The sequence below is a fragment of the Klebsiella sp. AqSCr genome (assembly GCF_008452795.1).
GTDB classification, from domain to species: domain Bacteria; phylum Pseudomonadota; class Gammaproteobacteria; order Enterobacterales; family Enterobacteriaceae; genus Klebsiella; species Klebsiella pneumoniae.
The window spans coordinates 524,923-545,960 of record NZ_MJDM01000005.1 but is presented as its reverse complement, the minus strand read 5'-3'; the positions used below and the strand labels follow the sequence as shown (position 1 = coordinate 545,960).

Sequence of the window (21,038 nt, the reverse complement as noted above, 5' to 3'; positions counted from 1 at the left end):
GTTAACTCTCCTGTAGTATCAGTGTGCCGGCGGCTTTTTCATCAAGGGAACCAGCAGCGCGGCAAGTAAAAAACCCATCATGATGAGGTAGAACGCATCGGAAAAGGCCTGGGTTCGCGCCTCCCGTAGCGCCAGCGCGGAAAGATTTTTCAGCGCCGCCGTCTGCGCGGCATCCGGCGAGATCCCCTGGACGGTGAAGTTTGCCGCGCTGCGCTGAACAAAATCGCTCATTGCCAGGTTGGCGTTATTCAGATGGTCCGCCAGGCGGCTATAGTGCAGATTGGTTCTGTCGTTAAGCACCGTGCCGCACAGGGCGATGCCGATGGCGCCCCCGAGGTTGCGCATCAGATTAAACAGCCCGGAGGCCAGCTTCAGGCGCGCGGGCGGCAGGCTGCCCAGCGTCAGGGTCACCGTTGGCGCGACGGCAAACTGCTGCGCCAGTCCGCGAAAGGCCTGCGGGAGCAGCAACTGGTCCGCCCCCCAGTCGTGAGTGATCGGAACAAAGCTGTACATTGACACCGCAAAGCCGATCAGCCCGGCCATCAGCAGCCAGCGCAGATCGACGCGGTTGGCGAGCCACGAATAAAACGGAATAGACATGACCTGGAACAGACCGGTGGAAAATACCGCCAGGCCGATCTCCAGCGCACTGAAACCGCGCACACTCCCCAGATACAGCGGGGTTAAATAGATGGTGGCGAAGATGCCGACGCCGGCCATAAACGAGAAATAGCAGCCGAGGCTGAAGGTTCGATCCTGCAGGGCGCGGAGATCCATCACCGGCTGCGGATGGCGCAGGGTGCGGATAACAAAGGCCACGCCGCAGAGCAGGGCGACCCAGGCGGTGGTCGTCAGGGTCGCGTCATCAAACCAGCCCCAGCGCGGACCTTCTTCGAGGGTATATTCCAGGCAGCCGAGGGACAAGGCCAGCAGCAGAATACTGAGATAGTCGGCGCCGCGCAGCAGAGTGGGGTCGGCGCTGTCTACTTTTACCAGCAGCGGCACTGCCACCGCGATGTAAATCCCCGGAACAACGTTGATAAAGAACAGCCAGTGCCAGTTGTAGTTTTCGGTGATCCAGCCGCCCACCGTTGGACCCAGCGTAGGGGCGAGGGAGGCCAGGCCGCCGATCGTCGCCGCGGCGATGACCCGCTGTTTGCCCTGAAAAAAGGCGAAAGCGGTGGTGAACACCAGGGGGATCATCGACCCGCCCGCCAGTCCCTGCAGGGCGCGGAAGGCGATCATACTCTGGATGTTCCACGCCCAGCCGCACAGCAGGCTCATCAGCGTGAAGCCCGCCGCGGAAGCGGCAAACAGCCAGCGGGTCGACATGACCCGGGCCAGCCAGCCGGAAAGCGGGATAATAATGATCTCGGCGATCAGGTAGCTGGTTTGTACCCAGACGGTTTCATCGTCGCCCGCCGACAGGCCGCCGCCAATATCCCGCAGCGAGGCGGAGACGATCTGGATGTCGATAAGGGCAATAAACATCCCCACGCACATGCTGGCGAAGGCGAAGATCTTCTTCGCCGTCGGCATCGACAGACCCTGCGGGGCGGACAGCGCCTGAACGGTGCTCATCGAGGGCTCTTTTCGTTCACGGTGACGATCACCGACAGTCCCGGGCGCAGGACGTCAAGCTTTGCCCCGTCACCTTCCAGCGCAATGCGGACCGGCACCCGCTGCACGATTTTAGTGAAATTCCCGGTCGCGTTCTCCGCCGGCAGAATGCTGAAGCGTGAGCCGGTCGCCGGCGCCAGGCTGGCGACATGCCCCTTAAAGGTATGGTTCGGCAGCACATCGGCGACGATGGTCACCGGCTGGCCGGCACGCATATGCGCCAGCTGGTTTTCCTTGAAGTTAGCGTCAATCCACAGGCCGTGCGCGGGTACCAGGGAGAGCAGCTGCGTACCGCTGCTGACGAAGGAGCCGGACCACGCGCGGCGGTTGCCAATCACCCCATCGAACGGTGCGCGAATGTCGGTATAGCTGAGGTTCAGCCTGGCCATCTCGAGGTTAGCCTGGGCCTGCGCCAGGGCAGCCAGGATTTGCTGCTGGCGAGCATCCAGCACCGCCAGCTGACGTTCGGCCACGGTTTTATCCGCTTTGGCCTTCTCCTGCTCGGCGTGCGCCCGGCGATAATCGGCGGAGGCGTTATCGCGGATCTGTGCGGAAATCGCGCTCGACGCGGCCAGGGCGTTATAGCGTCGGTTGTCGTTAGCCAGTTTTTCGGTTGCCGCTGTGGCGGCCAGTAACGAGGCCGCAGAGCCGGCAATGGTCGCCTGCTGAAGCTGGCGGGTAGCCTGGATATCGGCCAGCGCGGCCTGCTGCGCCGCCACTTCTCCGGCGGCTTTCGCGAGGGCGGCGCGATAATCGCGGTCGTCAATGCGGATCAACAGGTCACCTTTTTTCACCGCCATATTGTCCTGCACCGCCAGCTGCTGGATATAGCCGGAGACTTTGCTGGAGATGGCGCTAATGTCGCCGCCGACATAGGCATCATCGGTGGTCTGCATAAAGCGCCCGGTATGCCACCAGTAAACGCCGTAGCTCGCTGCCGCCAGGGCGGCAGCGCCCAGGGCCGCCAGGACAAGAATATTTTTCTTACTGGTCGGATTCATTGCTGGCATCTCTGTAAGGTTCAGGCTGGAATTTTTGTCCGCTATCGCCTTCGCGTTTGCGCAGCAGATATTCATGACGATATTTCATCAGCGGCGAGGCGGCGGGGCCCGGCACCATGGCGTATTTACCCGGGATAATCTCTTCCCCAGTCGCTTTATCCACCATGACTGGCTCCACGTGGCGCTGGGTTGCCATTTCCACCAGCTGCATCTGACGCCCTTCGGGGGCGAAGTGGCGATTACCCCATTCCGCCAGCGCCAGCAGCACCATGCGGAAATCGCGGCCGCGCGGCGTGAGGTGGTATTCGTAGCGCGGCGGGGTGCTGCTGTAGCACACCTTCTCCAGCAGTCCGTCATCGACCAGTTCCTTCAGGCGGCGCGACAGAATATTGGGCGCGACGTTGCTGCTTTTCTGGAACTCGTCAAAGCGGGTAAAGCCCGCGAAGGCATCGCGCAGAATCATGATGCTCCAGCTGTCGCCGATGCGGCCCAGGCTGCGGGCGATGGGGCAGAGAGCGTGGCAAAGCGGTTCATTTTTCATGGGCTGTCCAGTAACCAGGTGGCTTTTGCCAGCAAATTGACATAGTAACTATCAAAATGCAAGTTACTCTTCATGGTACCCAGAGAAGAAGCTGCTCCCGTTTCGCTACGCCGTTTCACCTTTGAATGCCGAATATTGGACAGTCGCCGCCGCCTTATATCTTCTTGACCGTAATAAGAGATAAATATCGCTGATGGCAGATGAAACATTTTAATAATGATAAAAATCGATGTGCTGGGTAATGACCTTTATTGGGGGATACGATATAAGGTATGGCGACACTCAAATTAACATTCTCATAACTTATAAAGGTTAAATAAATGAAGCAGGTGGGTATTGTTGGTTGGCGAGGGATGGTGGGCTCAGTATTGTTGCAACGCATGATCGAAGAAAATGATTTCGACGATATTACAGCGCATTTTTTTAGTACCTCCAGTGCGGGTGCCCCGGGCCCGGTTATTAATGGTAGAAGCGACAGGCTGAAAGATGCGAATTCCCTTAGCGCACTCGCCGAAATGGATATCATCATCACCTGTCAGGGCGGGGATTATACCAAAGCCATCTATCCGGCGTTAATTAACCATGGCTGGCAAGGTTACTGGATTGATGCGGCTTCGGCGCTGCGGATGGATGAAAGAGCCTGCATTATTCTCGACCCCGTCAACCGCGAAAATATCGATCGTGCGGTAAAAGCGGGAATTAAACTGTTTGTCGGCGGCAACTGCTCCATTACGCTGAGCCTGATGGGGTTGGCCGGGCTGATAAAAGCGGATCTTATCGAATGGATGAGCGTGATGACCTATCAGTCTGCCTCCGGGGCGGGCGCCAAACAGGTGCGGGAATTAATCGCACAAAGCGCTTATATCAGTCAGCATTTATCCGCTGATGAACTGACATCATCAGGTTCCGTGCTGCCATTGGTAAATAAAGTGAGTGAGTTGATTAACAGCGCGGGCATGCCGGTGGAGACTTTTGGCGTCCCCCTCATGGGCAGCATCATTCCGTGGATCGACAGCGATCTGGGCGATGGAAACAGCCGCGAAGAATGGAAGGGCGAGGCGGAAACTAATAAAATTCTTGGCCTTGCGCCGGGTACCATCCCGGTCAATGGTTTATGCATTCGGGTCGGGGTGATCCGCTGTCACAGCGCGGCGATTACGCTGAAACTTAAACGTGAGGTCAGCGAAGCGGAATTTGCTGAGTTAGTCACCCATTCCCATCCGTGGGTAAACTATGTCCGCAATAATAAGCAAGAGAGTGTCAGTAAATTGACCCCGGCTGCTATTAGTGGTTCGCTGCAGGTAGGTATTGGCCGCTACAAGAAAATGTCGCTAAATAATGACCCAGTCTACTCGGTGTTAACGGTTGGCGATCAGCTATTGTGGGGCGCTGCGGAGCCCCTGCGCCGCATGTTAAATATCCTGCTGGGCAAAATATAGTTACGGTCATCCGGGGAAAGCCCTCGCGCGCAGGCGGTTAAGACAAATGTTTAACGAAGCGTTTGCGAACCTCCTTGTAGCCGTTATTTTCATAAAATTGATGCGCTCTGATTCTTTTTTCACTACTTGAAAGTTCGATCTGAGCGCATTGTTTATCGCGGGCGAGGCGCTCTGCGGCCTGGAGAAGCTGCTGGCCTATCCCTGATCCACGTGACGATTCCTCGATGACCAGCGCGGAAATTAATGCCCATAAACGGTTCTCATGTACCGGTAAAATAAAATTGATAACGATTACGCCACACACGGCGTTTTCTGTTTCCGCCACCAGCGCACTCATCATGCTCTGCGGGGCAGTGATGCGTTGCGCTAAGATCGCCGTCTCCGTCTGATAGCCCAACTGCAGAAATAGCGTTTGCAGCGAGGGGATATCTTTTGCTTCCGCAGCTCTGATGAACACCATGATATTCGACTCCAAATAACATGTTACCGGACCGGAAGCGGGCCGGCGGATACCTTATTCCCCGGTCCGCTCCAGTCTATGCCACTCAGTCCATCAGACTGACCTGGGCGGCGACAATCCGCCAGCCGTAGGGGAAGCGTACCCAGGTCTGCTGCTGGCGGCCCAGGCGCGCGCTGCCTTCGCGGGTGAACTCGGTGCTGCACACCGCCATATCCGCGCCAAAGGTGGTAATGGTGGTATGGCGCAGATCGCGGGCCAGACCGGCGGCGGGGCGGGCGGCGCGAAAGGCGCGGATCGCCTCGATGCCATACAGATTTTCGCCGGCTCCCAGCCGTACGGTGCGCGGGTCGTGCCAGAATAGCGCATCCAGTGCCTCGATGTTATTGCTGACCAGCGCCTCTTCATACTGATAAAACGCCGCCGTCACCTCGGCGAGGATCGCCGGGCGGTCTACATTATCCAGATTGATCATGCTGCACTCTCCGCCACTCGGGCATCGGTAATGCCCATCGCTTCCAGCGCCCGCGCGGCGCGAAGACAGGCTTGTTCGTTAAACGGCGCGGCAATCAGCTGCAGGCCAATCGGCTTGCAGCTGGCGGTACGCAGGGGCACGGTCACCACCGGCAGACCGAGGAAGGAGATCGGCTGCGTCAGCATTCCCATGCTGGCACGCACCGGCAGCGGCTGGCCGTTAATCACCATCTCCTCCGCGCCTATTGGCGTGGCGCTGCATGGGGTGGCCGGGGCGATCAGCACGTCGGCCTGGCTGAACAGGGATTTCATTGCCTGGCGAGCATGACGGCGAAAACGCTGAGCCTGCAGATACCACGCGGAGGGGATCATCGCCCCGGCCAGCAGCCGCTCGCGGGAGTGAGGTTCAAAGCGCTCGGGCGAGTGGCGAAGATCCGTCAGGTACTGATTGCCGCCTTCGCTGGCGCTGATGATAAAGGCCGCCGAGCGGGCCAGCGCGGCATCCGCGAACTGCAGCTCGCTGTCGGCGCCCAGCGCGTGGGCGACCCGATCCACGGCCGCCCGGGCGTCGTCATCGCACCAGGTGGTGAAATAGCCGCCCAGCCGCGCGCAGCGCAGCCCCTCCAGCCCGCGTTCCAGCAGGTTGCCGGTGCGCTCGCTGGCTTTATCAGCCTGAAAGTCATCGGCCGGGTCGCGCCCCTGCAGGGCGTCATACACCGCGGCGAGGTCGGCCACCCGACGGGCAAAGGGACCAATATGATCCAGACTGGCGACAAACGGATGGCTGCCAGAGCGCGACAGGCGACCGAAGGTGGGTTTCAGGCCAAAGATCCCGCACAGCGACGCGGGGACGCGAATCGAGCCGTTGGTGTCGCTGCCGAGGCTGAAATGGACCAGTCCGGCCGCCACCGCCGCGGCCGAACCGCCGGAAGATCCGCCGGCGATCCGCGACAGATCGTGCGGGTTGCGTGTCGCGCCATAGTGGCTGTTTTCGGTGGTAAAGCCATAGGCGTAGGCGTCCATATTGAGCATCCCGCTGAGCAGGGCGCCGGCGCTGTGCAGCTGGCGCACCGCCCAGCTATCGCTGGCTGCCGGCGGCCGGTCGCTCAGCAGTTCGGCGCCGGCGAGGGTGGTGTGCCCGGCGACATCAAACAGATTTTTCACCGCGTAAGGAATGCCTGCCAGCGGCGGCAGGGGGCGCTTTTCCCGGCGCAGGGCGTCGATGCTGTCGGCCTCCGCCAGCATGCGATGGGCGGTGACCTCAGTCCAGGCGTTGATCTGCGGATTCACGCGGGCGATATCGTCCAGCGTCTGGCGGGCGATCTCCCGGGCGCTCAGTTCGCCATCGTGCAGCGCACGCTGGAGATCGGCAATGGTGAAGTGTTGAAGAGTCATGCTTTATACACCCCCGCAATCTCCTCGCGCGGCCCGAGGGGATAGTCCATCAGCGGCTGCGCCATGGCGGCGATGCGGGCAAACTGGCGCTCCAGCTCCTCACGGCGCGGCGCATCCAGCTCCATATCCAACAGGTGAGTCATCTGCGTCAGATACTCGCTCCAGTCTGGCTGTGTGGTCATAGTCTGCTCCTTAGTATCCGGCGGCGGCGCCGTTGCTGCGTGGATCGGTCGCCCCTTCAAGCAGGCCGTTGGGATGGCGGACAATGGCGCCGGCGTGGCCCATCGCTTCGCTGAAATCAGCCAGCACTTCTACGTCGTGCCCCAGCTCGCGCAGGCGCGCGATACAGGCGGGGGCAAAGCGTCCCTCCAGCTTCAGTGAATCGGAGGACTGGCCCCAGGTGCGGCCCAGCAACCAGCGCGGACGGGAGATGCTCTCCTGCAACGGCACCCCCTGCAGGATATAGCGGGTAAACAGCGCCGCCTGCGTTTGCGGCTGACCGTCGCCGCCCATCGAGCCATAGACCAACACCCGGCCATCGTTCAGGCGGGCGGCGGCAGGGTTGAGGGTATGGAATGGCTGTTTGCCTGGGGCCAGCGCCAGGAGATGCTGCGGGTCGAGGCTGAAGGCCGCCCCGCGGTTTTGCCAGACGATCCCGGTGTCCGGGAGTACCACGCCGCTGCCGAACTCGTGATAGATACTCTGAATAAACGACACTGCCAGTCCGCTGTTATCCACGACGCCCATCCAGACGGTATCGCCCGGGCCTTTGCCGCCGCCCCAGGGGGAAGCGCTGGCGTCGTCGATGCTGTCGGCCAGCGGCTGCAGGGCTTCCGGGGTGAGCAACTGCTGTACATCCACATCCAGATGGCGCGGATCGGTGATATGCGCATCGCGCAGGGCAAATGCCCGCTTGGTGGCTTCGACGATACGGTGCACCGTTTGCGCGTCGTCGGCATCGGCCATCTTCAGACGGTCGGTGATGCCAAGGATCGCCAGCGACACCAGCCCCTGCGTGGGTGGGGCAAGATTCCACAGCGTGCCCTGCTGGTGCTGGAGCGTCAGCGGCCCCGGACGCCTGGCGCGGTGGGCCTGCAGGTCGCCGAGGGTGACAGGCATCCCCAGCGTGGCCATACCCTGCGCGAGACGCTCGGCCAGCGGCCCGCGATAAAAGCTGTCGAGACCGTCGCTGGCCAGCATGCGCAGGGTACCGGCGAGGGCGGGCTGGCGGAAGCGGCTGCCGGGCCGCGGGGCCTCGCCCGCGACCAGCCAGGTTTCGCTGAAGCCCGGCTGATGGCGCAGCTCTTCCAGTTTGCTGGCGGTGGCGTGGGCCTGCGAGGCAGTGACCGGAATGCCGTCTTCGGCATAGCCGATCGCATCGGCCAGCAGGCGGGCCACCGGCAGCGCGCGGCCGGTTAAGTCCCGAGAAATACGCAGCGCCTCGTCCCAGCCGCTGACGGTGCCGGCGACGGTCAGCGCGGCCTGCGGTCCCCGGTGGGGAATATGCCGCTGTCCGGCGTAGGCCTCGAGGGTCGCCAGCGATCCGGCGGCCCCGCTGGCGTCAATGGCGATGGGGTCTCCCTCAGGCGGCACGATCAGCCAGAAGCCATCGCCGCCGAGGCCATTCATATGGGCATAGACGACGGCGATGGCCGCCGCGGCAGCCACCATCGCTTCAATGGCGCTGCCGCCCTCGCGCAGGATCGCCAGCGCGCTCTGACTGGCGAGGTGGTGGGGGGCCACCGCCATGCCGTGGGTCGAAACGTTGCTACTGTGCATAAATTATCCTTTCTGAACGAATCACCCGCAGAACACTGCAAAAGCTGTTCCATCTCTGAACGTTTCGTTTCATTGATAAAAACGATGACCAGAATTTTCCCACTGGCACGCTATGTGTAAGGCATAGCAGATACAGTATGATGAGGAATGGATGATGAAACGAAAGTTACAGGGGCGCTATGCAACAACTCGATGAACGACTGAAAGGGCAATACGCCTCGCTGTCGCCGCAGGAGCAGCGGGTGGCGGATTTCATCTTTGACCACTTTGACGACCTGATAAGCTACAACAGCGCCGAGCTGGCGCAGCTGAGCGGCGTGTCGAAAGCCACCGTCAGCCGGCTGTTTAAGCGCCTCGGTTACGACAAATATAAGGATATGCGCGATGAACTGCGCACTCTGCGTCAGAGCGGGATGCCGCTCACCGACCAGCGCGACGCGGTGCAGGGTAACACGCTGCTGGCGCGCCATTATAAGCAGGAGATGGCAAACCTCACCCAGTGGGTCAACGCCCTCGACGCCCGCCAGTTCGCTGAGGCGCTGACGGCGATGGTGGCCGCCCGCCGCATTGTGGTGATTGGCATGCGCAACGCCTATCCGGCGGCGCTGCATCTGCGCCAGCAGCTGCTGCAGGCCCGCGGCCAGGTGCTGGTGCTGCCCCAGCCGGGTCAGAGTCTCAGCGAAGAGCTGGTCGATCTGACCGCCGATGATCTGGTGGTAATGATGGCGTTTCGCCGCCGGCCGCGAATAGTACGCCCGCTGCTGCAGCAGCTGCAGCGCGACGGGGTGCCGGTCCTGTTAATGTGCGAGCCGCAGGCCCACAGCCTGTTTCCGCTCTCCCGCTGGCAGCTCTGCGCGCCGCTGGACAGCGTCTCCGCCTACGATAGCTATGCCTCGGTCAACAGCCTGATTAATCTGCTGGCCAATGCCTTTCTCCATGAAACGCTCGACAGCGGTCGTCCGCGCATCCACGATATCGCCACGCTTTACCAGCAGCTGGACGAGCTGGAACAACGCTGATGGGGCGCCAGCGTGGTGCTGTGCATTATTATGGTGCAATAAAAACCACGTGATGGCGCCGCCGCTCTCTGAGCACTTTTCCGTTAACGCTTGTCCTTTCTCACTTTTTGTTTTAATTCCTCGCCAACCCTCGCCTCGTCCGTATCTGGCACATTAGTTGCAAAAACAGATTCAAAGAATCTTTTGTTTCATGCTAACGTAACGGGTAAACATCATGAAGAAACTGTTGATCGCGCTGGCCGGGGCCGCTTGTCTCCTATCGTCTGTTTCTGCCGCGCAGGCTGACCAGCTCCAGGATATTGAAAAACGCGGCGTCATCCGCATTGCCGTACCCCAGGACTTTCCACCGTTCGGCTCGGTGGGTACCGACCTGCAGCCGCAGGGGTATGACATCGATATGGCGCGCTATCTGGCGAAATCGATGAAGCTCAAGCTGCAGCTGGTCCCGGTGACCAGCGCCAACCGCGTGCCGTATCTGCAGACCGATAAGGTGGACCTGGTGATTTCCAGCCTCGGCAAGAACGCCGAGCGCGAGAAGGTGATCGACTTCAGCCGCGCCTACGCCCCGTTCTTCCTCGGGGTGTTTGGCCCGAAAGGGGCGGAGCTGAAGGACGCGGCCGCGCTGAGCGGCAAAAGCATCGGCGTGACCCGCGGGGCGGTGGAAGATATGGTACTGACCAGCGTGGCGCCGCAGGCGGCGCAGATTAAGCGCTACGAGGATAATAACACTACGCTGTCGGCTTACCTGTCCGGTCAGGTGCAGTATGTCGCCACCGGCAATCTGGTGGTGGCGGCCATCTCCCGGCAGAACGCCGACAAAGCGCCGGTGCCGAGCTTTATGCTGAAGGACTCGCCGTGCTTTATCGGTCTGAAAAAGAACGAACCGGCGCTGAAGGCGAAAGTGGATACCCTCATTGAGCAGGGCATTAAGGACGGCACCCTCAACGGTCTGTCTGAGAAGTGGCTGAAAGCGCCACTGCCTGCCAGCCTCGGCGCGTAAGGTCTGGGGATGACGGAGCAACTTCATTTCTCTGAGCTCTGGCCGCACTGGCCGGAGCTGCTGGCCGGCCTGTGGGTGACGGTGCAGTTGACGGTGCTGGCGACGATAGGCGGACTGGCGATCGGCATCCTTGGGGCGGCGATCCGCAGCGGTCGCCCGGGAATGCTCAGCCGGGTATGGGGCGGATATGTGGAAATCATCCGTAATACGCCGTTTGTGGTGCAGCTCTTTTTTATCGTCTTTGGTTTACCGAACCTCGGACTGAAGATGACCGCCGGTGAAGCGGCGCTGCTGGCGATGATGGTCAACCTCGGCGCATATAGCACCGAGATCGTCCGCGCCGGTATTCAGGTGACGCCGAAGGGCCAGTGGGAAGCCGGTCGCGTGCTCGGGCTTAGCCGGACGCAAACCTTCGTTCGCGTCGTATTGCCCCCGGCGCTGCAGCGGATTTACCCGGCGCTGGTCAGCCAGTGCATCATTGTGATGCTCGGCTCGTCAGTGGTGTCGCAGGTCTCCTATGAGGAGCTGACCTTCGCCGCCAACCTGATCCAGTCGCGGACATTTTTGAGCTTTGAGGTCTATCTGGTGACCACCGGGATCTACTTAGCGTTATCGATAGCGATGCGCCAGCTGCTGATGGCGGCGGGGCGTAAATGGCTGGGGGTACAGGCCTGATGACCACTTTTACCGACTGGGACATTATCCGCAACCTGCTACTGGCCGGTCGCTGGACGGTGCTGCTGTCGCTGGTCGCGTTCACCGGCGGGGCGCTGGTGACCTTACCGTTACTGCTGCTGCGTCTCACCGGCGGACGCCAGGTGAAACGGCTGATCCGCGGGTATATTGAGCTGTTCCAGGGCACGCCGCTGCTGATGCAGCTGTTTCTGGCATTCTTTGGCGTGGCGCTGTTCGGCGTTGACGTTTCGGCGTGGACCGCCGCCTCGGTCGCCCTGACGCTCTACACCAGCTCCTTTCTGCTGGATATCTGGTTCGGCAGCATTCGCGCGCTGCCGAAAGGCCAATGGGAAGCCTCGCGCTGTCTCGGGCTGAGCTTCGGCCAGACCCTGTACCGGGTGGTGGCGCCGCAAGCGCTGCGCATTGCCATCGCGCCGACGGTGGGCTTTGCCGTACAGGTGATCAAAGGCACGGCGCTGGCATCGATTATCGGCTTTGTGGAGCTGACCAAGGCCGGGACGATGCTGACCAACGTCACTTATCAGCCGTTTAAAGTGTTTGCCCTTGTGGCGCTGGGCTATTTCATTCTGTGCTATCCGCTGTCCCGCTACAGCCGCTATCTGGAGAACAAATTCAATGCCTCTCATCACCATTAATCAGATGCAGAAGTACTACGGCGACAACCATGTGTTGAAGGGCGTCGATCTGGATATCGACATGGGGGAAGTGATCTCGATCATCGGCCGCAGCGGCTCGGGTAAAAGCACCCTGCTGCGCTGTATCAATGGTCTGGAGGGCTACCAGGAGGGAAGCATCAAGCTCGGGGGCATGACCATCACCAACCGCGATTCCCAGGCCCGGGAGATCAGCCGCTCCATCGGCATGGTGTTCCAGAACTTTAACCTGTTCCCGCACATGACGGCGCTGGAGAACGTCATGCTGGCTCCGCGGCGGGTACTGAAGAAGTCCCAGGCCGAATGCCGGGAGCTGGCGCAGCGGATGCTGGAGAAGGTCGGTCTTGGCGACCGTCTGGATTACTATCCGGCCAATCTCTCCGGCGGCCAACAGCAGCGCGTGGCCATTGCCCGGGCGCTGGCCATGTCGCCGAAAGTTTTACTCTGTGACGAAATCACCTCGGCGCTCGACCCGGAACTGGTGGGTGAAGTGCTGAAGGTGCTGGAGCAACTGGCGGCGGAAGGTATGACGCTGATCCTCGTCACCCATGAAATGAATTTTGCCCGCGAAGTGGGCGACCGCGTGGTGTTTATGCATCAGGGACGCGTCTGGGAGCAGGGCGACAGCAAAACGCTGTTCGCCAGCCCGCAGACCAGCGAACTGAAACAGTTTATCTCCTCGGTGCGCGGTCTTAACTAACGTAAGGAATGGCAGATGGATATCACTCAGTTTTCGCAAATTAACCCGCCGCAGCGCCTGCTGATGGGGCCGGGGCCGATCAATGCCGACCCGCGCGTGCTGCGCGCCATGTCGAGCCAGCTGGTTGGCCAGTACGATCCGGCGATGACCCACTACATGAATGAAGTCATGGCGCTCTACCGCGGCGTGTTTCGCACCGAAAATCGCTGGACGATGTTGGTCGACGGCACCTCGCGCGCCGGGATCGAAGCGATTCTGCTGTCGGCGATCCGTCCCGGTGACAAGGTGCTGGTGCCGGTGTTCGGCCGGTTTGGTCATCTGCTGTGCGAGATCGCGCGTCGCTGCCGGGCAGAGGTGCACACCATCGAGGTGCCGTGGGGTGAGGTCTTTACGCCGGATCAGGTTGAGGATGCGATCAAGCGCGTGCGGCCGCGCCTGCTGCTCACCGTGCAGGGCGATACCTCCACCACCATGCTGCAGCCGCTGGCGGAGCTGGGAGAGATTTGCCGTCGTCACGATGTGCTGTTCTATACCGACGCCACCGCGTCGCTCGGCGGTAACCCGCTGGAAACCGACGCCTGGCAGCTGGACGCCGTGTCCGCCGGGATGCAGAAGTGCCTGGGCGGTCCTTCCGGCACCTCGCCCATCACCCTCAGCCCGCGGATGGAAGAGGTCATCCGCCGCCGCCGCTGCATTGAGCAGGGGATCCGCACCGATGCCCATCACGATGGCGTCGACGAGATGATCTACTCCAACTATTTCGATCTCGGCATGGTGATGGATTACTGGGGGCCGGAGCGCCTTAACCACCATACCGAAGCGACCTCGGCGCTGTTCGCCGCCCGGGAGTGCGCGCGCCTGATCCTCCAGGAGGGACTCGACAACGGCATCGCCCGCCACAAACTGCACGGCGATGCGCTGCTGAAGGGCATCCAGGCGATGGGGCTCGAGACCTTTGGCGACCTGCGGCACAAAATGAATAACGTGCTGGGGGTGGTGATCCCCAACGGGGTCAACGGCGATCAGGTACGCAAACTGATGCTGGAAGATTTCGGCATTGAAATTGGCACCTCGTTTGGTCCGCTGCACGGTAAAGTCTGGCGCATTGGCACCATGGGCTATAACGCGCGTAAAGACTGCGTGATGCAGACGCTCAGCGCGCTGGAAGCGGTCCTGAACTACCTCAGGTTCACCACCACCCAGGGCGCGGCGATGCAGGCGGCCTGGGATCACTACCGCACCGAGGCCACCCTATGAGTGACACCGTCCGCCAGCAGGCGGAGAGAGAGGCGGCCGCCAGCCGGGTGATGGCGCGTGCCGATCGGCTGGCCGCCCTCAGCGAAACCGCCGATGCCCTGACCCGGGTCTATCTGTCGCCCGAACATCTGCAGGCCAACCAGCTGGTGGGCCAGTGGATGCAGGCCGCCGGCATGATGGTATGGCAGGACAGCGTCGGTAATATCTGCGGTCGCTATGAAGGCGTGCAGGAGGGCGCGCCGGCGGTGCTGCTGGGCTCTCATCTCGACACCGTGCGCAACGCCGGGCGCTACGACGGCATGCTCGGCGTGCTGGCGGCGATTGAGGTGGTCCAGCGTCTGCATCAGCAGGGGCGACGGCTGGCGAAGGCAATTGAGATCGTCGGCTTTGGCGATGAAGAGGGCACCCGCTTTGGCATCACCCTGCTCGGCAGTCGCGGCGTCACCGGCACCTGGCCTGAAAGCTGGCTGTCACAGTGCGATACCGACGGGGTGAGCGTCGCCCAGGCGCTGGTGAATGCCGGACTCGATCCGGCGCGGATCGCCCACGCGGCCCGTCACCCGCGGGATATCGCCGCCTATCTGGAACTGCATATCGAGCAGGGGCCGTGCCTGGAGCAGGCGGGGCTGGCGCTCGGCGTGGTGGAGGCGATTAACGGCGCCAGACGGCTGAACTGCCGTTTTACCGGCGAAGCTGGCCATGCCGGCACGGTGCCGATGCTTCATCGCAAGGACGCCCTCGCCGCGGCGGCGGAATGGATGATGCAGGTGGAAAACCTGACCCGGCAGCGCGGCGGTAACCTGGTGGCGACGGTCGGCACCCTGCGCTGTGCGCCGGGCGCGGTAAACGTGATACCGGGCGAGGTGCAGCTGACGCTGGATATTCGCGGCCCGCAGGATGCGCCGCTGACGGCGCTGCTGGAGGAACTGCTGGGGCAGGCGCAGGCCATTGCCGGGCGCCGCCAGCTGAGTTTCGCCGCCGAGGAGTATTATCGCATCGCCGCCACCGCCTGCGACAGTCACCTGCAGGCGGTGCTGAGCGAGGCGGTGGTGGCGGTGCAGGGGCGTTCCCTGACGCTGCCGAGCGGCGCAGGGCATGATGCTATCGCCATCGCCGAGCGCTGGCCATCGGCGATGCTGTTTGTGCGTTGCCTGGGGGGCGTCAGCCATCACCCGGCGGAGTCGGTCACCGCCGCCGACGTCGGGCTGGCTATCGACGCTTTCTCCCGGGCGGTAGAGAAGGTGGCCGACGCCTGATCGCGCCGGTCACCGTGCCCCGGCTGGCGGCTTTACACCGCCAGCTGGTTGACCACCTCGGCGACGGAGGTGATGGCATGGATGTTGCCGATCCCCGCGCCCACCGAGATATATCCCTCATCGGTATTCCCCTCCAGCATGCCCAGCCGCATCCCGCGCAGACCACCCATCGCCTGGGCCAGCTCGGTCCTGGAGGCGCCGGCCCGGTCCATGGCCACCAGTGTGTCGCTCAGTTTGCCGGGCAGCGCGCGGTAGTAGTCCGGCAGAGTACGGAACAGGCGCAGATCCAGACCGTTGGCGGCCACAATTTTCGCTTTCACCGAGTCGGGAACCCGGCTTTCGATGGTGCTGATAAATACCGAACCGGCGAAGACGCCCTCCGCCCCCAGGGCATGAACGGCGCGCGCGCCCCGGGCGTCGGTGATCCCTCCGGCGGCCATCACCGGAACCCGCTGTACCGCGTCAACGATCAGCGGGACGATGGTGAAGGTCCCGAGGGCGGTACCCGGCAGCGTGCCGCCTTCGTCAAAGCCGGTGGCGACAATAATATCCGCTCCGGCCTGCTCCGCGCGGCGGCTGTTCTCCGGCGTCGGGTTGATGTCACGATAGATAATGGTGATCCCGGCGGCTTTCAGTTCGTCGAACAGCGCCGGTTTTAACGAACCGTCGCCGTAGCCGGTGTAGACCACCACCTTAACCCCTTCCTCTTTGATCACCGGGAGGATCGCCGGCGTCCAGATGTCATTTTCCGCCGTCGGGATCAGGTTGACGCCAAAGGGTTTCTCCGTCAGCTGTTTGGTTTTGCGGATCTCTTCGCGCATTTTCGCGGCGGTGGCCTCCGGGGTGGAGACGGCGGTTGCCGCCGTCAGTCCGGCGTTCGGGCCCAGCACGCCAAGCCCACCGGCGTTGCCGACGGCCGCCACCAGACGAGCATCGGTTAGCCAGGAGAGGGGCCCCTGGACCACCGGTTTTTCAATACCCAGAATGCGGGCGACGCGGTTAGGTTGCATGCTATTTTTCCTTGTATGTTAATAAGTTATAAATTTGTTCGCCCCAGCGATGCGGCAATGAGGGCAGTGTAGGCGTCTTTATTGTTTTAAAAAATGAGCAAAAACTTTCATCACTATTATTAAATTAGTAATAATGTGAACTGATGAAGAGGTGGGAGGCGGGCCATCATGCAAATGAATCTGTTTGAAAATATTAAAATTTTTATTGAAATCGTCGATGCCGGCAGCTTTGCCCAGGCGGCGGAAAATTTGCAGATCCACCGACCGGCGGTGACCAAAGCACTGCAGCAGCTGGAGCAGGAGAGCGGGGTCCGGCTGCTGCAGCGCACCACCCGGCGTCTGTATCTTACGCCGGAGGGGGAAGAGTTTTATCGTCGCAGTAAACCGTTGCTCTCCCAGGCCGACGATCTGCTGGAGTCGTTCGCGCCGGACCGGCCGATCCGCGGTCAGCTGCGCGTTGATATGCCGATCGCCTTTGCCCGGCTGCTGGTGATCCCGCACCTGCCGGATTTTTATCAGGCCCATCCGGAGGTGGAGATTGTCCTCAGCAGCTCCGACGTACGCCGGGATATGCTGCGCGATGGTCTGGATTGCCTGCTGCGGGTGGGGGATCTTGAGGATGGCGACTATGTGGCGCGTTCACTGGGGGAGGTGGCGTTAACCACCTGCGCCAGTCCGGGCTATCTGGCGCGCTATGGGGCGCCCGCGACGCTGGAGGACCTGCAGTCGCATCTGGCGGTGAACTGGGTGAACAGCAGCAGCCGGCAGATTATGCCCTGGCGATTCCAGACCCCGGAGGGCATCAGGCAGATCGCCATTCCCGGTAAACTGGTGCTGGACAACTCTGAAGTCTTTACTGCTGCCGGGCTGGCGGGGCTGGGGATGCTGCAGGGGATGCGTTTCTTTTTGCAACCTTATATCGACAGCGGGCAACTGGTGGAAGTTTTGCCGGACTTTCCGGCGCCGCGTCGACCGTTGTCGCTGCTCTATCCGCACCGGCATCTCTCGCATAAGGTTCGGGTCTTTGCCGACTGGCTGCAGGGGCTGGTAGCGACCCTGGACTGACAATCGGCGCTGTCGCCTTGACTCTATCGGCTGAGCGTTTATATATAAAATGTGAATGCTATTAATGCAACGAATCACAAAGCTGGATAACGACTTAACCTGTAAGGGAATGCTGATGAAACTCTGGAATAAAACACTACTCGCTTCCGCCCTGTGCCTGACCCTGTTTGGCTGCGACGATGCGTCGAAAGTTGATAACAAACTGGATAAGGCTAAAGATAATGCGGAGCAGATGAAGGATGCCGCGGCGGATAAAGCGCAGGCAATTAAACAGGATGCGGATAAGCAAATCGATACGCTGAAAAGCCAGGCTGACGCCGAGGCCGATCGCCTGAAGGATCAGGCCAGCGCCATCAAGGCCGAGGCGGACAAGAAGGCGGACGCCATCGCCCAGCAGGCGAAAGCCCAGGCCGATGCGGTGAAGCAGAACGCAAAGCAGGAAAGTGACCGCATAGTCAAAGAGGCGGGTCAGATCAAAGACAACGCCATCGGTGACGCCAATCAGCTCTCGGCTGAAGCGGCGAGCAAAACCAAAGCCATCCAGGACAGTATCGCGAAGGATAAACAGAACGCCGCGCCGCCTGCCGCACAGCAGTAACTCGCGGTGTTTGTCTGACCCGCCGCCCGGAAATATAGGGAGCGGAGCCTGATAGATTGCCCGGCGGGCTGCGCTTGCGCGGGCCTACGCAGGGGGCGGGTTGGCTGCGCAATGACCGTGTATCACCCTTTTGTAGGCCGGGCAAGGCGTCGCCGCCGCCCGGCACATGGACCGCAATAACATCCTGCTCAGGGGTATCTTACGATACCCCTTTTTTATGCCCGCCGTGGGTTCAACGGTTTGGCAGCAGGGTGCCTTTCAGGCCGTGCGGCTCCGAGCGCAAATACTGCGACGGCACACGGACCTGGGCGCCAAGGCTGGCCGCTGCGTGCCACGGCCAGTGCGGATCGTAGAGTACCGCGCGGGCGAGGGCGATCAGGTCGGCATCGCCATTCTCCAGCGCCGCTTCCGCCTGCTGCGGGTCGGTGATCAGCCCCACGCCAATCACCGGGATGGCTACCTGCTGGCGAATATCGCGGGCGAAAGGCAACTGGTATCCCGGCCCAACGGTGATCGCCTGCTGCGGCGACAAACCGCCGCTGGAGACGTGAATATAGTCACTGCCCAGCGTTTCCAGCTGCTGGCTAAACTTAATGGACTGCTCGCAGTCCCAGCCGCCTTCGACCCAGTCGGTAGCCGACAGCCTGACGCCCACCGCCATGGTGTTGCCCACTGCCTCGCGGATCGCCTTAAAGACTTCCAGCGGATAGCGCATTCGGTTCTCCAGCGAACCGCCGTACTCGTCGCGGCGCTGGTTGCTGAGCGGCGAGAGAAACTGGTGCAGCAGATAGCCGTGGGCGGCGTGCAGTTCAATCAGCTCAAAGCCCAGCCGCTGGGCGCGCAGCGCGCTGGCGACGAAGGCCGCTTTGATGCGCGCCAGATCGGCATGGCTCAGTTCAGCGGGAGCGCGATCGCCATCGTGAAACGCCACGGCGGAAGGGGCGACGGTCTGCCAGCCACCATCGTTGAGCGCCAGCTGATGGCCTCCCTGCCACGGGGCGGCGCAGGATGCCTTGCGTCCGGCATGACCCAGCTGGATCCCCAGACGGATCGGCGACCAGGCCCGAATATCTTCGACTACGCCGCGCAGGGCGTTTTCGGTTTCATCATCCCACAGCCCCAGATCCCCCGGGGAGATACGCCCCGCAGGCTCTACCGCCGTGGCTTCCAGAATTAACAGGCCGGCGCCGGAGAAAGCCAGTTGGCCAAGATGGATCCGGTGCCAGGAGGTCGCCTTACCCTCGTCGGCGGAGTACTGACACATCGGGGCGATAACGATACGGTTATCAAGGGTGAGTTGACCAATTCGCGTCGCGCTAAAAAGATGACTCATGAATACCTCGTAAATGTTAAACGTGGTCGTGCAGGGGACGGACAGTTGCTGTTTATAGCACGCCTGTTCCCCCCCCCAGTATTCGGATATTGCGCTTAAGCGCTCCGCTATTCGATATACCAGAGACGGCGCCGTCGGCCGGCGGCCTGCTGCGACACGGCGCGGGCCATTGCGCTGCCAATCTCGGCGCTGGCCGTCAGCCCCTGCACAAAGGGGCGATCGTGCATCAGCCAGGGAAGGGCGCCGAAGGCGACCCGACCGCGCACTGTCTCCGGCGCCTGCAGCGTGTAGTCATCACCAACGTCCGGAATGTCGTCGCCGCAGGCCAGCAGCTGCTGGCGCAGTGAAGGGAAGGGCAGATCCCGGGTTTTCAGCGCCTTTTGTCCGCGGGCATCGATAAAGACATCGAATTCGCAGCGCTGACGATGATGAACAATCAGCGTCCGGTCAGGCTCCCGCTGCAGCTCATAATCTTCGCCCAGCGTCAGGATCCGCAGAATGCCAGCCCGGTGCAGGGCCAGCAGCCGACGTATGGACTCCGGCGGAATGGCGGCGTAGTTATCGATAAATACCCGGGCGAGGCCCTGGCGGAAGCGACGGCTGTCCGCATCGTTGAACTGCGGCACCACGGTTTCAATCGCCTCATGCAGGCGCAGAATGGCATAGCGCCAGGGCACCGTGTGGTGTTCGCGCTTATTGCGCTCCACCTCCTGCAGATTGCGCTGCGCCCACTGAAAGGGGTCATGGGTGAGGCGGTCGGCAAACCAGGCGTCGGCGATACTGTCAGGCGTCAGCTGACGAAGCCCGATCGCCTCGCTCCAGTCGGGGGCAGCATATTCCAGCTCTTTAACGATCAGCTCAAAAATCCGATCTAACAGAGCGTCGCTACCCTCCGCAATGGCCGCTTCGAGGGCGGCGGGAGTGGCAATCTCCAGCGGCTCCCACGGGATCGGGCAGTAAAAATCGGCCTCCGGCAGCACGCCGTGGCGTGACATCAGGGTGATCTCCAGCGCTTCGCTGCCTGGATGAAGGGAAAAATGGGTCGTTTTGTCGTCCTCGGTATGGAAAACGCCGTGGCGGGCCACTACCGCCACGGCGGCATCAATCGCGCTTAATGAAGTCCCAAGGATCCCCACCCGGCAGGGGGCAATGCGGGCCTCCATCAGGCCGGTCCACGGGCTGGGGAAGTACTGTCGGCTGGCGCGCTCTTCTTCAGGCCACAGATGGCCGGTGGCAATCGCCACCAGGTCGACAATTACCGGGTCTGCTGCACTATCGGTGTGGATGGCGATCCCGGTGGGCTGAACCGCAATATCCGTGACTTCACAGGATTCACAAACGCTAATCACAAAGCCGACGTCCCGGGCCCGCTCAACGAGGTACAGAAAACGGTCGCGATAGTATTCGCCGAGGATAACCCGCGGCAGAAACTGGCGCTCATGCAGGGCGTGCCGTTCAAGCCCGCGCGCCGCCAGCCAGTCATCGCTTTTCTGCTGCAGCCATTGCAGGTAGGTCAGGTCGATGGGGGGGATCTCAATGCTGGCAATATTGGCCAGCATTTGCGCCGCGGTATTATCGTCACTGTAGGGCATACCCACCCCGGCCTGCGCCTCTTTTTCAAACAAGGTGATGGCCAGCGGCTCACCGCGCTTCACCAGTTCATAAAAGGTGTAAATCCCCGTCGGCCCCACGCCGACGATGGCAATTCTCTTCATGATTCTCTCCCTTCCTGTGGGCAGATGCGG

The 21,038-nt window shown here is 61.5% G+C and carries 22 protein-coding genes; 10 read left to right on the top strand and 12 right to left on the bottom strand.

Annotated elements, in window-relative coordinates; translation table 11 throughout:
- Positions 1-18 precede the first annotated feature (18 nt).
- The 4 genes from BHE81_RS06500 to BHE81_RS28105 are packed head-to-tail and all read right to left on the bottom strand — an operon-like array spanning position 19 to position 3,281.
- Complete coding sequence (locus BHE81_RS06500; RefSeq protein WP_015958439.1) at positions 19-1,581, bottom strand: DHA2 family efflux MFS transporter permease subunit; 1,563 nt, start codon at positions 1,579-1,581, stop codon at positions 19-21.
- Complete coding sequence (locus BHE81_RS06495) at positions 1,578-2,621, bottom strand: HlyD family secretion protein (protein ID WP_023301909.1); 1,044 nt, start codon at positions 2,619-2,621, stop codon at positions 1,578-1,580. Before BHE81_RS06495 ends, BHE81_RS06500 begins: the two co-directional genes overlap by 4 nt.
- Entirely contained in the window at positions 2,605-3,162 is a 558-nt protein-coding gene (locus BHE81_RS06490; RefSeq protein ID WP_023301910.1) for a winged helix-turn-helix transcriptional regulator, read from the bottom strand. Before BHE81_RS06490 ends, BHE81_RS06495 begins: the two co-directional genes overlap by 17 nt.
- The gene (locus BHE81_RS28105; RefSeq protein WP_032409959.1) at positions 3,159-3,281 is read right to left on the bottom strand and encodes a hypothetical protein; all 123 of its coding nucleotides are present in this window, start codon (positions 3,279-3,281) and stop codon (positions 3,159-3,161) included. Before BHE81_RS28105 ends, BHE81_RS06490 begins: the two co-directional genes overlap by 4 nt.
- Before the next feature lie 201 nt (positions 3,282-3,482).
- Here BHE81_RS28105 and asd point away from each other — a divergent pair, with 201 nt between their 5' ends.
- On the top strand, positions 3,483-4,601 hold the full coding sequence (asd, locus tag BHE81_RS06485) for an aspartate-semialdehyde dehydrogenase (RefSeq protein ID WP_004199947.1): 1,119 nt from the start codon (positions 3,483-3,485) through the stop codon (positions 4,599-4,601).
- A 37-nt stretch (positions 4,602-4,638) separates the two neighbouring features.
- Here asd and BHE81_RS06480 read toward each other — a convergent pair whose 3' ends face one another.
- The 5 genes from BHE81_RS06480 to hpxW form a co-directional block, all read right to left on the bottom strand.
- A complete protein-coding gene (locus BHE81_RS06480; protein WP_004176111.1) occupies positions 4,639-5,061 on the bottom strand; it encodes a GNAT family N-acetyltransferase in 423 nt (140 codons plus the stop codon).
- Positions 5,062-5,146: 85 nt separating this feature from the next.
- Positions 5,147-5,533, bottom strand: coding sequence for an oxalurate catabolism protein HpxZ (gene hpxZ / locus BHE81_RS06475; RefSeq protein WP_002905421.1), 387 nt, complete (start codon positions 5,531-5,533; stop codon positions 5,147-5,149).
- Positions 5,530-6,927, bottom strand: coding sequence for an AtzE family amidohydrolase (locus BHE81_RS06470; RefSeq protein WP_021440162.1), 1,398 nt, complete (start codon positions 6,925-6,927; stop codon positions 5,530-5,532). The genes hpxZ and BHE81_RS06470 overlap by 4 nt, the downstream gene beginning before the upstream one ends.
- Positions 6,924-7,109: an oxalurate catabolism protein HpxX gene (hpxX, locus tag BHE81_RS06465; protein ID WP_004179955.1), complete on the bottom strand. Its 186-nt coding sequence runs from the start codon at positions 7,107-7,109 to the stop codon at positions 6,924-6,926. The genes BHE81_RS06470 and hpxX overlap by 4 nt, the downstream gene beginning before the upstream one ends.
- Before the next feature lie 10 nt (positions 7,110-7,119).
- Positions 7,120-8,706, bottom strand: a complete 1,587-nt coding sequence (gene hpxW, locus BHE81_RS06460; protein WP_110246674.1) for an oxamate amidohydrolase — start codon at positions 8,704-8,706, stop codon at positions 7,120-7,122.
- 179 nt (positions 8,707-8,885) lie between these two features.
- Here hpxW and hpxU point away from each other — a divergent pair, with 179 nt between their 5' ends.
- The 7 genes from hpxU (at position 8,886) to hpxK (ending at position 15,287) form a co-directional block, all read left to right on the top strand.
- Positions 8,886-9,725, top strand: coding sequence for a MurR/RpiR family transcriptional regulator HpxU (gene hpxU / locus BHE81_RS06455; protein ID WP_004176115.1), 840 nt, complete (start codon positions 8,886-8,888; stop codon positions 9,723-9,725).
- A 214-nt stretch (positions 9,726-9,939) separates the two neighbouring features.
- Positions 9,940-10,725, top strand: coding sequence for a transporter substrate-binding domain-containing protein (locus BHE81_RS06450; protein ID WP_004143665.1), 786 nt, complete (start codon positions 9,940-9,942; stop codon positions 10,723-10,725).
- A 9-nt stretch (positions 10,726-10,734) separates the two neighbouring features.
- A complete protein-coding gene (locus BHE81_RS06445; protein ID WP_004143664.1) occupies positions 10,735-11,400 on the top strand; it encodes an amino acid ABC transporter permease in 666 nt (221 codons plus the stop codon).
- Positions 11,400-12,056 carry an amino acid ABC transporter permease gene (locus BHE81_RS06440; RefSeq protein ID WP_021440159.1) on the top strand — a complete coding sequence of 219 codons (657 nt, stop codon included), beginning with the start codon at positions 11,400-11,402 and terminating at the stop codon, positions 12,054-12,056. Before BHE81_RS06445 ends, BHE81_RS06440 begins: the two co-directional genes overlap by 1 nt.
- Positions 12,037-12,774: an amino acid ABC transporter ATP-binding protein gene (locus BHE81_RS06435; protein ID WP_004143660.1), complete on the top strand. Its 738-nt coding sequence runs from the start codon at positions 12,037-12,039 to the stop codon at positions 12,772-12,774. Before BHE81_RS06440 ends, BHE81_RS06435 begins: the two co-directional genes overlap by 20 nt.
- Before the next feature lie 15 nt (positions 12,775-12,789).
- Positions 12,790-14,031 (top strand): pyridoxal-phosphate-dependent aminotransferase family protein, encoded by a 1,242-nt coding sequence (locus tag BHE81_RS06430; protein ID WP_004179945.1) that lies wholly within the window; start codon positions 12,790-12,792, stop codon positions 14,029-14,031.
- Entirely contained in the window at positions 14,028-15,287 is a 1,260-nt protein-coding gene (gene hpxK, locus BHE81_RS06425; protein WP_021440158.1) for an allantoate amidohydrolase, read from the top strand. Before BHE81_RS06430 ends, hpxK begins: the two co-directional genes overlap by 4 nt.
- A 32-nt stretch (positions 15,288-15,319) precedes the next feature.
- Here hpxK and BHE81_RS06420 read toward each other — a convergent pair whose 3' ends face one another.
- Positions 15,320-16,297, bottom strand: coding sequence for an NAD(P)H-dependent flavin oxidoreductase (locus BHE81_RS06420; RefSeq protein WP_021440157.1), 978 nt, complete (start codon positions 16,295-16,297; stop codon positions 15,320-15,322).
- 174 nt (positions 16,298-16,471) lie between these two features.
- Here BHE81_RS06420 and BHE81_RS06415 point away from each other — a divergent pair, with 174 nt between their 5' ends.
- Positions 16,472-17,362, top strand: coding sequence for a LysR family transcriptional regulator (locus tag BHE81_RS06415; RefSeq protein ID WP_004218747.1), 891 nt, complete (start codon positions 16,472-16,474; stop codon positions 17,360-17,362).
- Between the two features lie 64 nt (positions 17,363-17,426).
- Positions 17,427-17,960, top strand: coding sequence for a hypothetical protein (locus BHE81_RS06410; RefSeq protein ID WP_004179939.1), 534 nt, complete (start codon positions 17,427-17,429; stop codon positions 17,958-17,960).
- 232 nt (positions 17,961-18,192) lie between these two features.
- On the opposite strand, the gene BHE81_RS06405 is transcribed toward BHE81_RS06410, so the two are convergent.
- On the bottom strand, positions 18,193-19,293 hold the full coding sequence (locus BHE81_RS06405) for an NADH:flavin oxidoreductase/NADH oxidase (protein WP_002905225.1): 1,101 nt from the start codon (positions 19,291-19,293) through the stop codon (positions 18,193-18,195).
- Between the two features lie 107 nt (positions 19,294-19,400).
- Positions 19,401-21,008: an FAD-NAD(P)-binding protein gene (locus BHE81_RS06400; RefSeq protein ID WP_023301911.1), complete on the bottom strand. Its 1,608-nt coding sequence runs from the start codon at positions 21,006-21,008 to the stop codon at positions 19,401-19,403.
- Positions 21,009-21,038 lie beyond the last annotated feature (30 nt).

What these genes read in the sequence shown, in the direction of transcription:
- BHE81_RS06450 (WP_004143665.1), top strand. Translation starts at nt 9,940, where the DNA reads ATGAAGAAACTGTTGATCGCGCTGGCCGGGGCCGCTTGTCTCCTATCG.
- BHE81_RS06430 (WP_004179945.1), top strand. Translation starts at nt 12,790, where the DNA reads ATGGATATCACTCAGTTTTCGCAAATTAACCCGCCGCAGCGCCTGCTG.
- BHE81_RS06445 (WP_004143664.1), top strand. Translation starts at nt 10,735, where the DNA reads ATGACGGAGCAACTTCATTTCTCTGAGCTCTGGCCGCACTGGCCGGAG.
- BHE81_RS06420 (WP_021440157.1), bottom strand. Translation starts at nt 16,297, where the DNA reads ATGCAACCTAACCGCGTCGCCCGCATTCTGGGTATTGAAAAACCGGTG.
- BHE81_RS06495 (WP_023301909.1), bottom strand. Translation starts at nt 2,621, where the DNA reads ATGAATCCGACCAGTAAGAAAAATATTCTTGTCCTGGCGGCCCTGGGC.
- asd (WP_004199947.1), top strand. Translation starts at nt 3,483, where the DNA reads ATGAAGCAGGTGGGTATTGTTGGTTGGCGAGGGATGGTGGGCTCAGTA.
- BHE81_RS06405 (WP_002905225.1), bottom strand. Translation starts at nt 19,293, where the DNA reads ATGAGTCATCTTTTTAGCGCGACGCGAATTGGTCAACTCACCCTTGAT.
- hpxK (WP_021440158.1), top strand. Translation starts at nt 14,028, where the DNA reads ATGAGTGACACCGTCCGCCAGCAGGCGGAGAGAGAGGCGGCCGCCAGC.
- hpxU (WP_004176115.1), top strand. Translation starts at nt 8,886, where the DNA reads ATGCAACAACTCGATGAACGACTGAAAGGGCAATACGCCTCGCTGTCG.
- BHE81_RS06490 (WP_023301910.1), bottom strand. Translation starts at nt 3,162, where the DNA reads ATGAAAAATGAACCGCTTTGCCACGCTCTCTGCCCCATCGCCCGCAGC.
- BHE81_RS06400 (WP_023301911.1), bottom strand. Translation starts at nt 21,008, where the DNA reads ATGAAGAGAATTGCCATCGTCGGCGTGGGGCCGACGGGGATTTACACC.
- BHE81_RS06435 (WP_004143660.1), top strand. Translation starts at nt 12,037, where the DNA reads ATGCCTCTCATCACCATTAATCAGATGCAGAAGTACTACGGCGACAAC.
- BHE81_RS06480 (WP_004176111.1), bottom strand. Translation starts at nt 5,061, where the DNA reads ATGGTGTTCATCAGAGCTGCGGAAGCAAAAGATATCCCCTCGCTGCAA.
- BHE81_RS06440 (WP_021440159.1), top strand. Translation starts at nt 11,400, where the DNA reads ATGACCACTTTTACCGACTGGGACATTATCCGCAACCTGCTACTGGCC.
- hpxX (WP_004179955.1), bottom strand. Translation starts at nt 7,109, where the DNA reads ATGACCACACAGCCAGACTGGAGCGAGTATCTGACGCAGATGACTCAC.
- BHE81_RS06470 (WP_021440162.1), bottom strand. Translation starts at nt 6,927, where the DNA reads ATGACTCTTCAACACTTCACCATTGCCGATCTCCAGCGTGCGCTGCAC.
- hpxW (WP_110246674.1), bottom strand. Translation starts at nt 8,706, where the DNA reads ATGCACAGTAGCAACGTTTCGACCCACGGCATGGCGGTGGCCCCCCAC.
- BHE81_RS06410 (WP_004179939.1), top strand. Translation starts at nt 17,427, where the DNA reads ATGCAACGAATCACAAAGCTGGATAACGACTTAACCTGTAAGGGAATG.
- hpxZ (WP_002905421.1), bottom strand. Translation starts at nt 5,533, where the DNA reads ATGATCAATCTGGATAATGTAGACCGCCCGGCGATCCTCGCCGAGGTG.
- BHE81_RS06415 (WP_004218747.1), top strand. Translation starts at nt 16,472, where the DNA reads ATGAATCTGTTTGAAAATATTAAAATTTTTATTGAAATCGTCGATGCC.
- BHE81_RS06500 (WP_015958439.1), bottom strand. Translation starts at nt 1,581, where the DNA reads ATGAGCACCGTTCAGGCGCTGTCCGCCCCGCAGGGTCTGTCGATGCCG.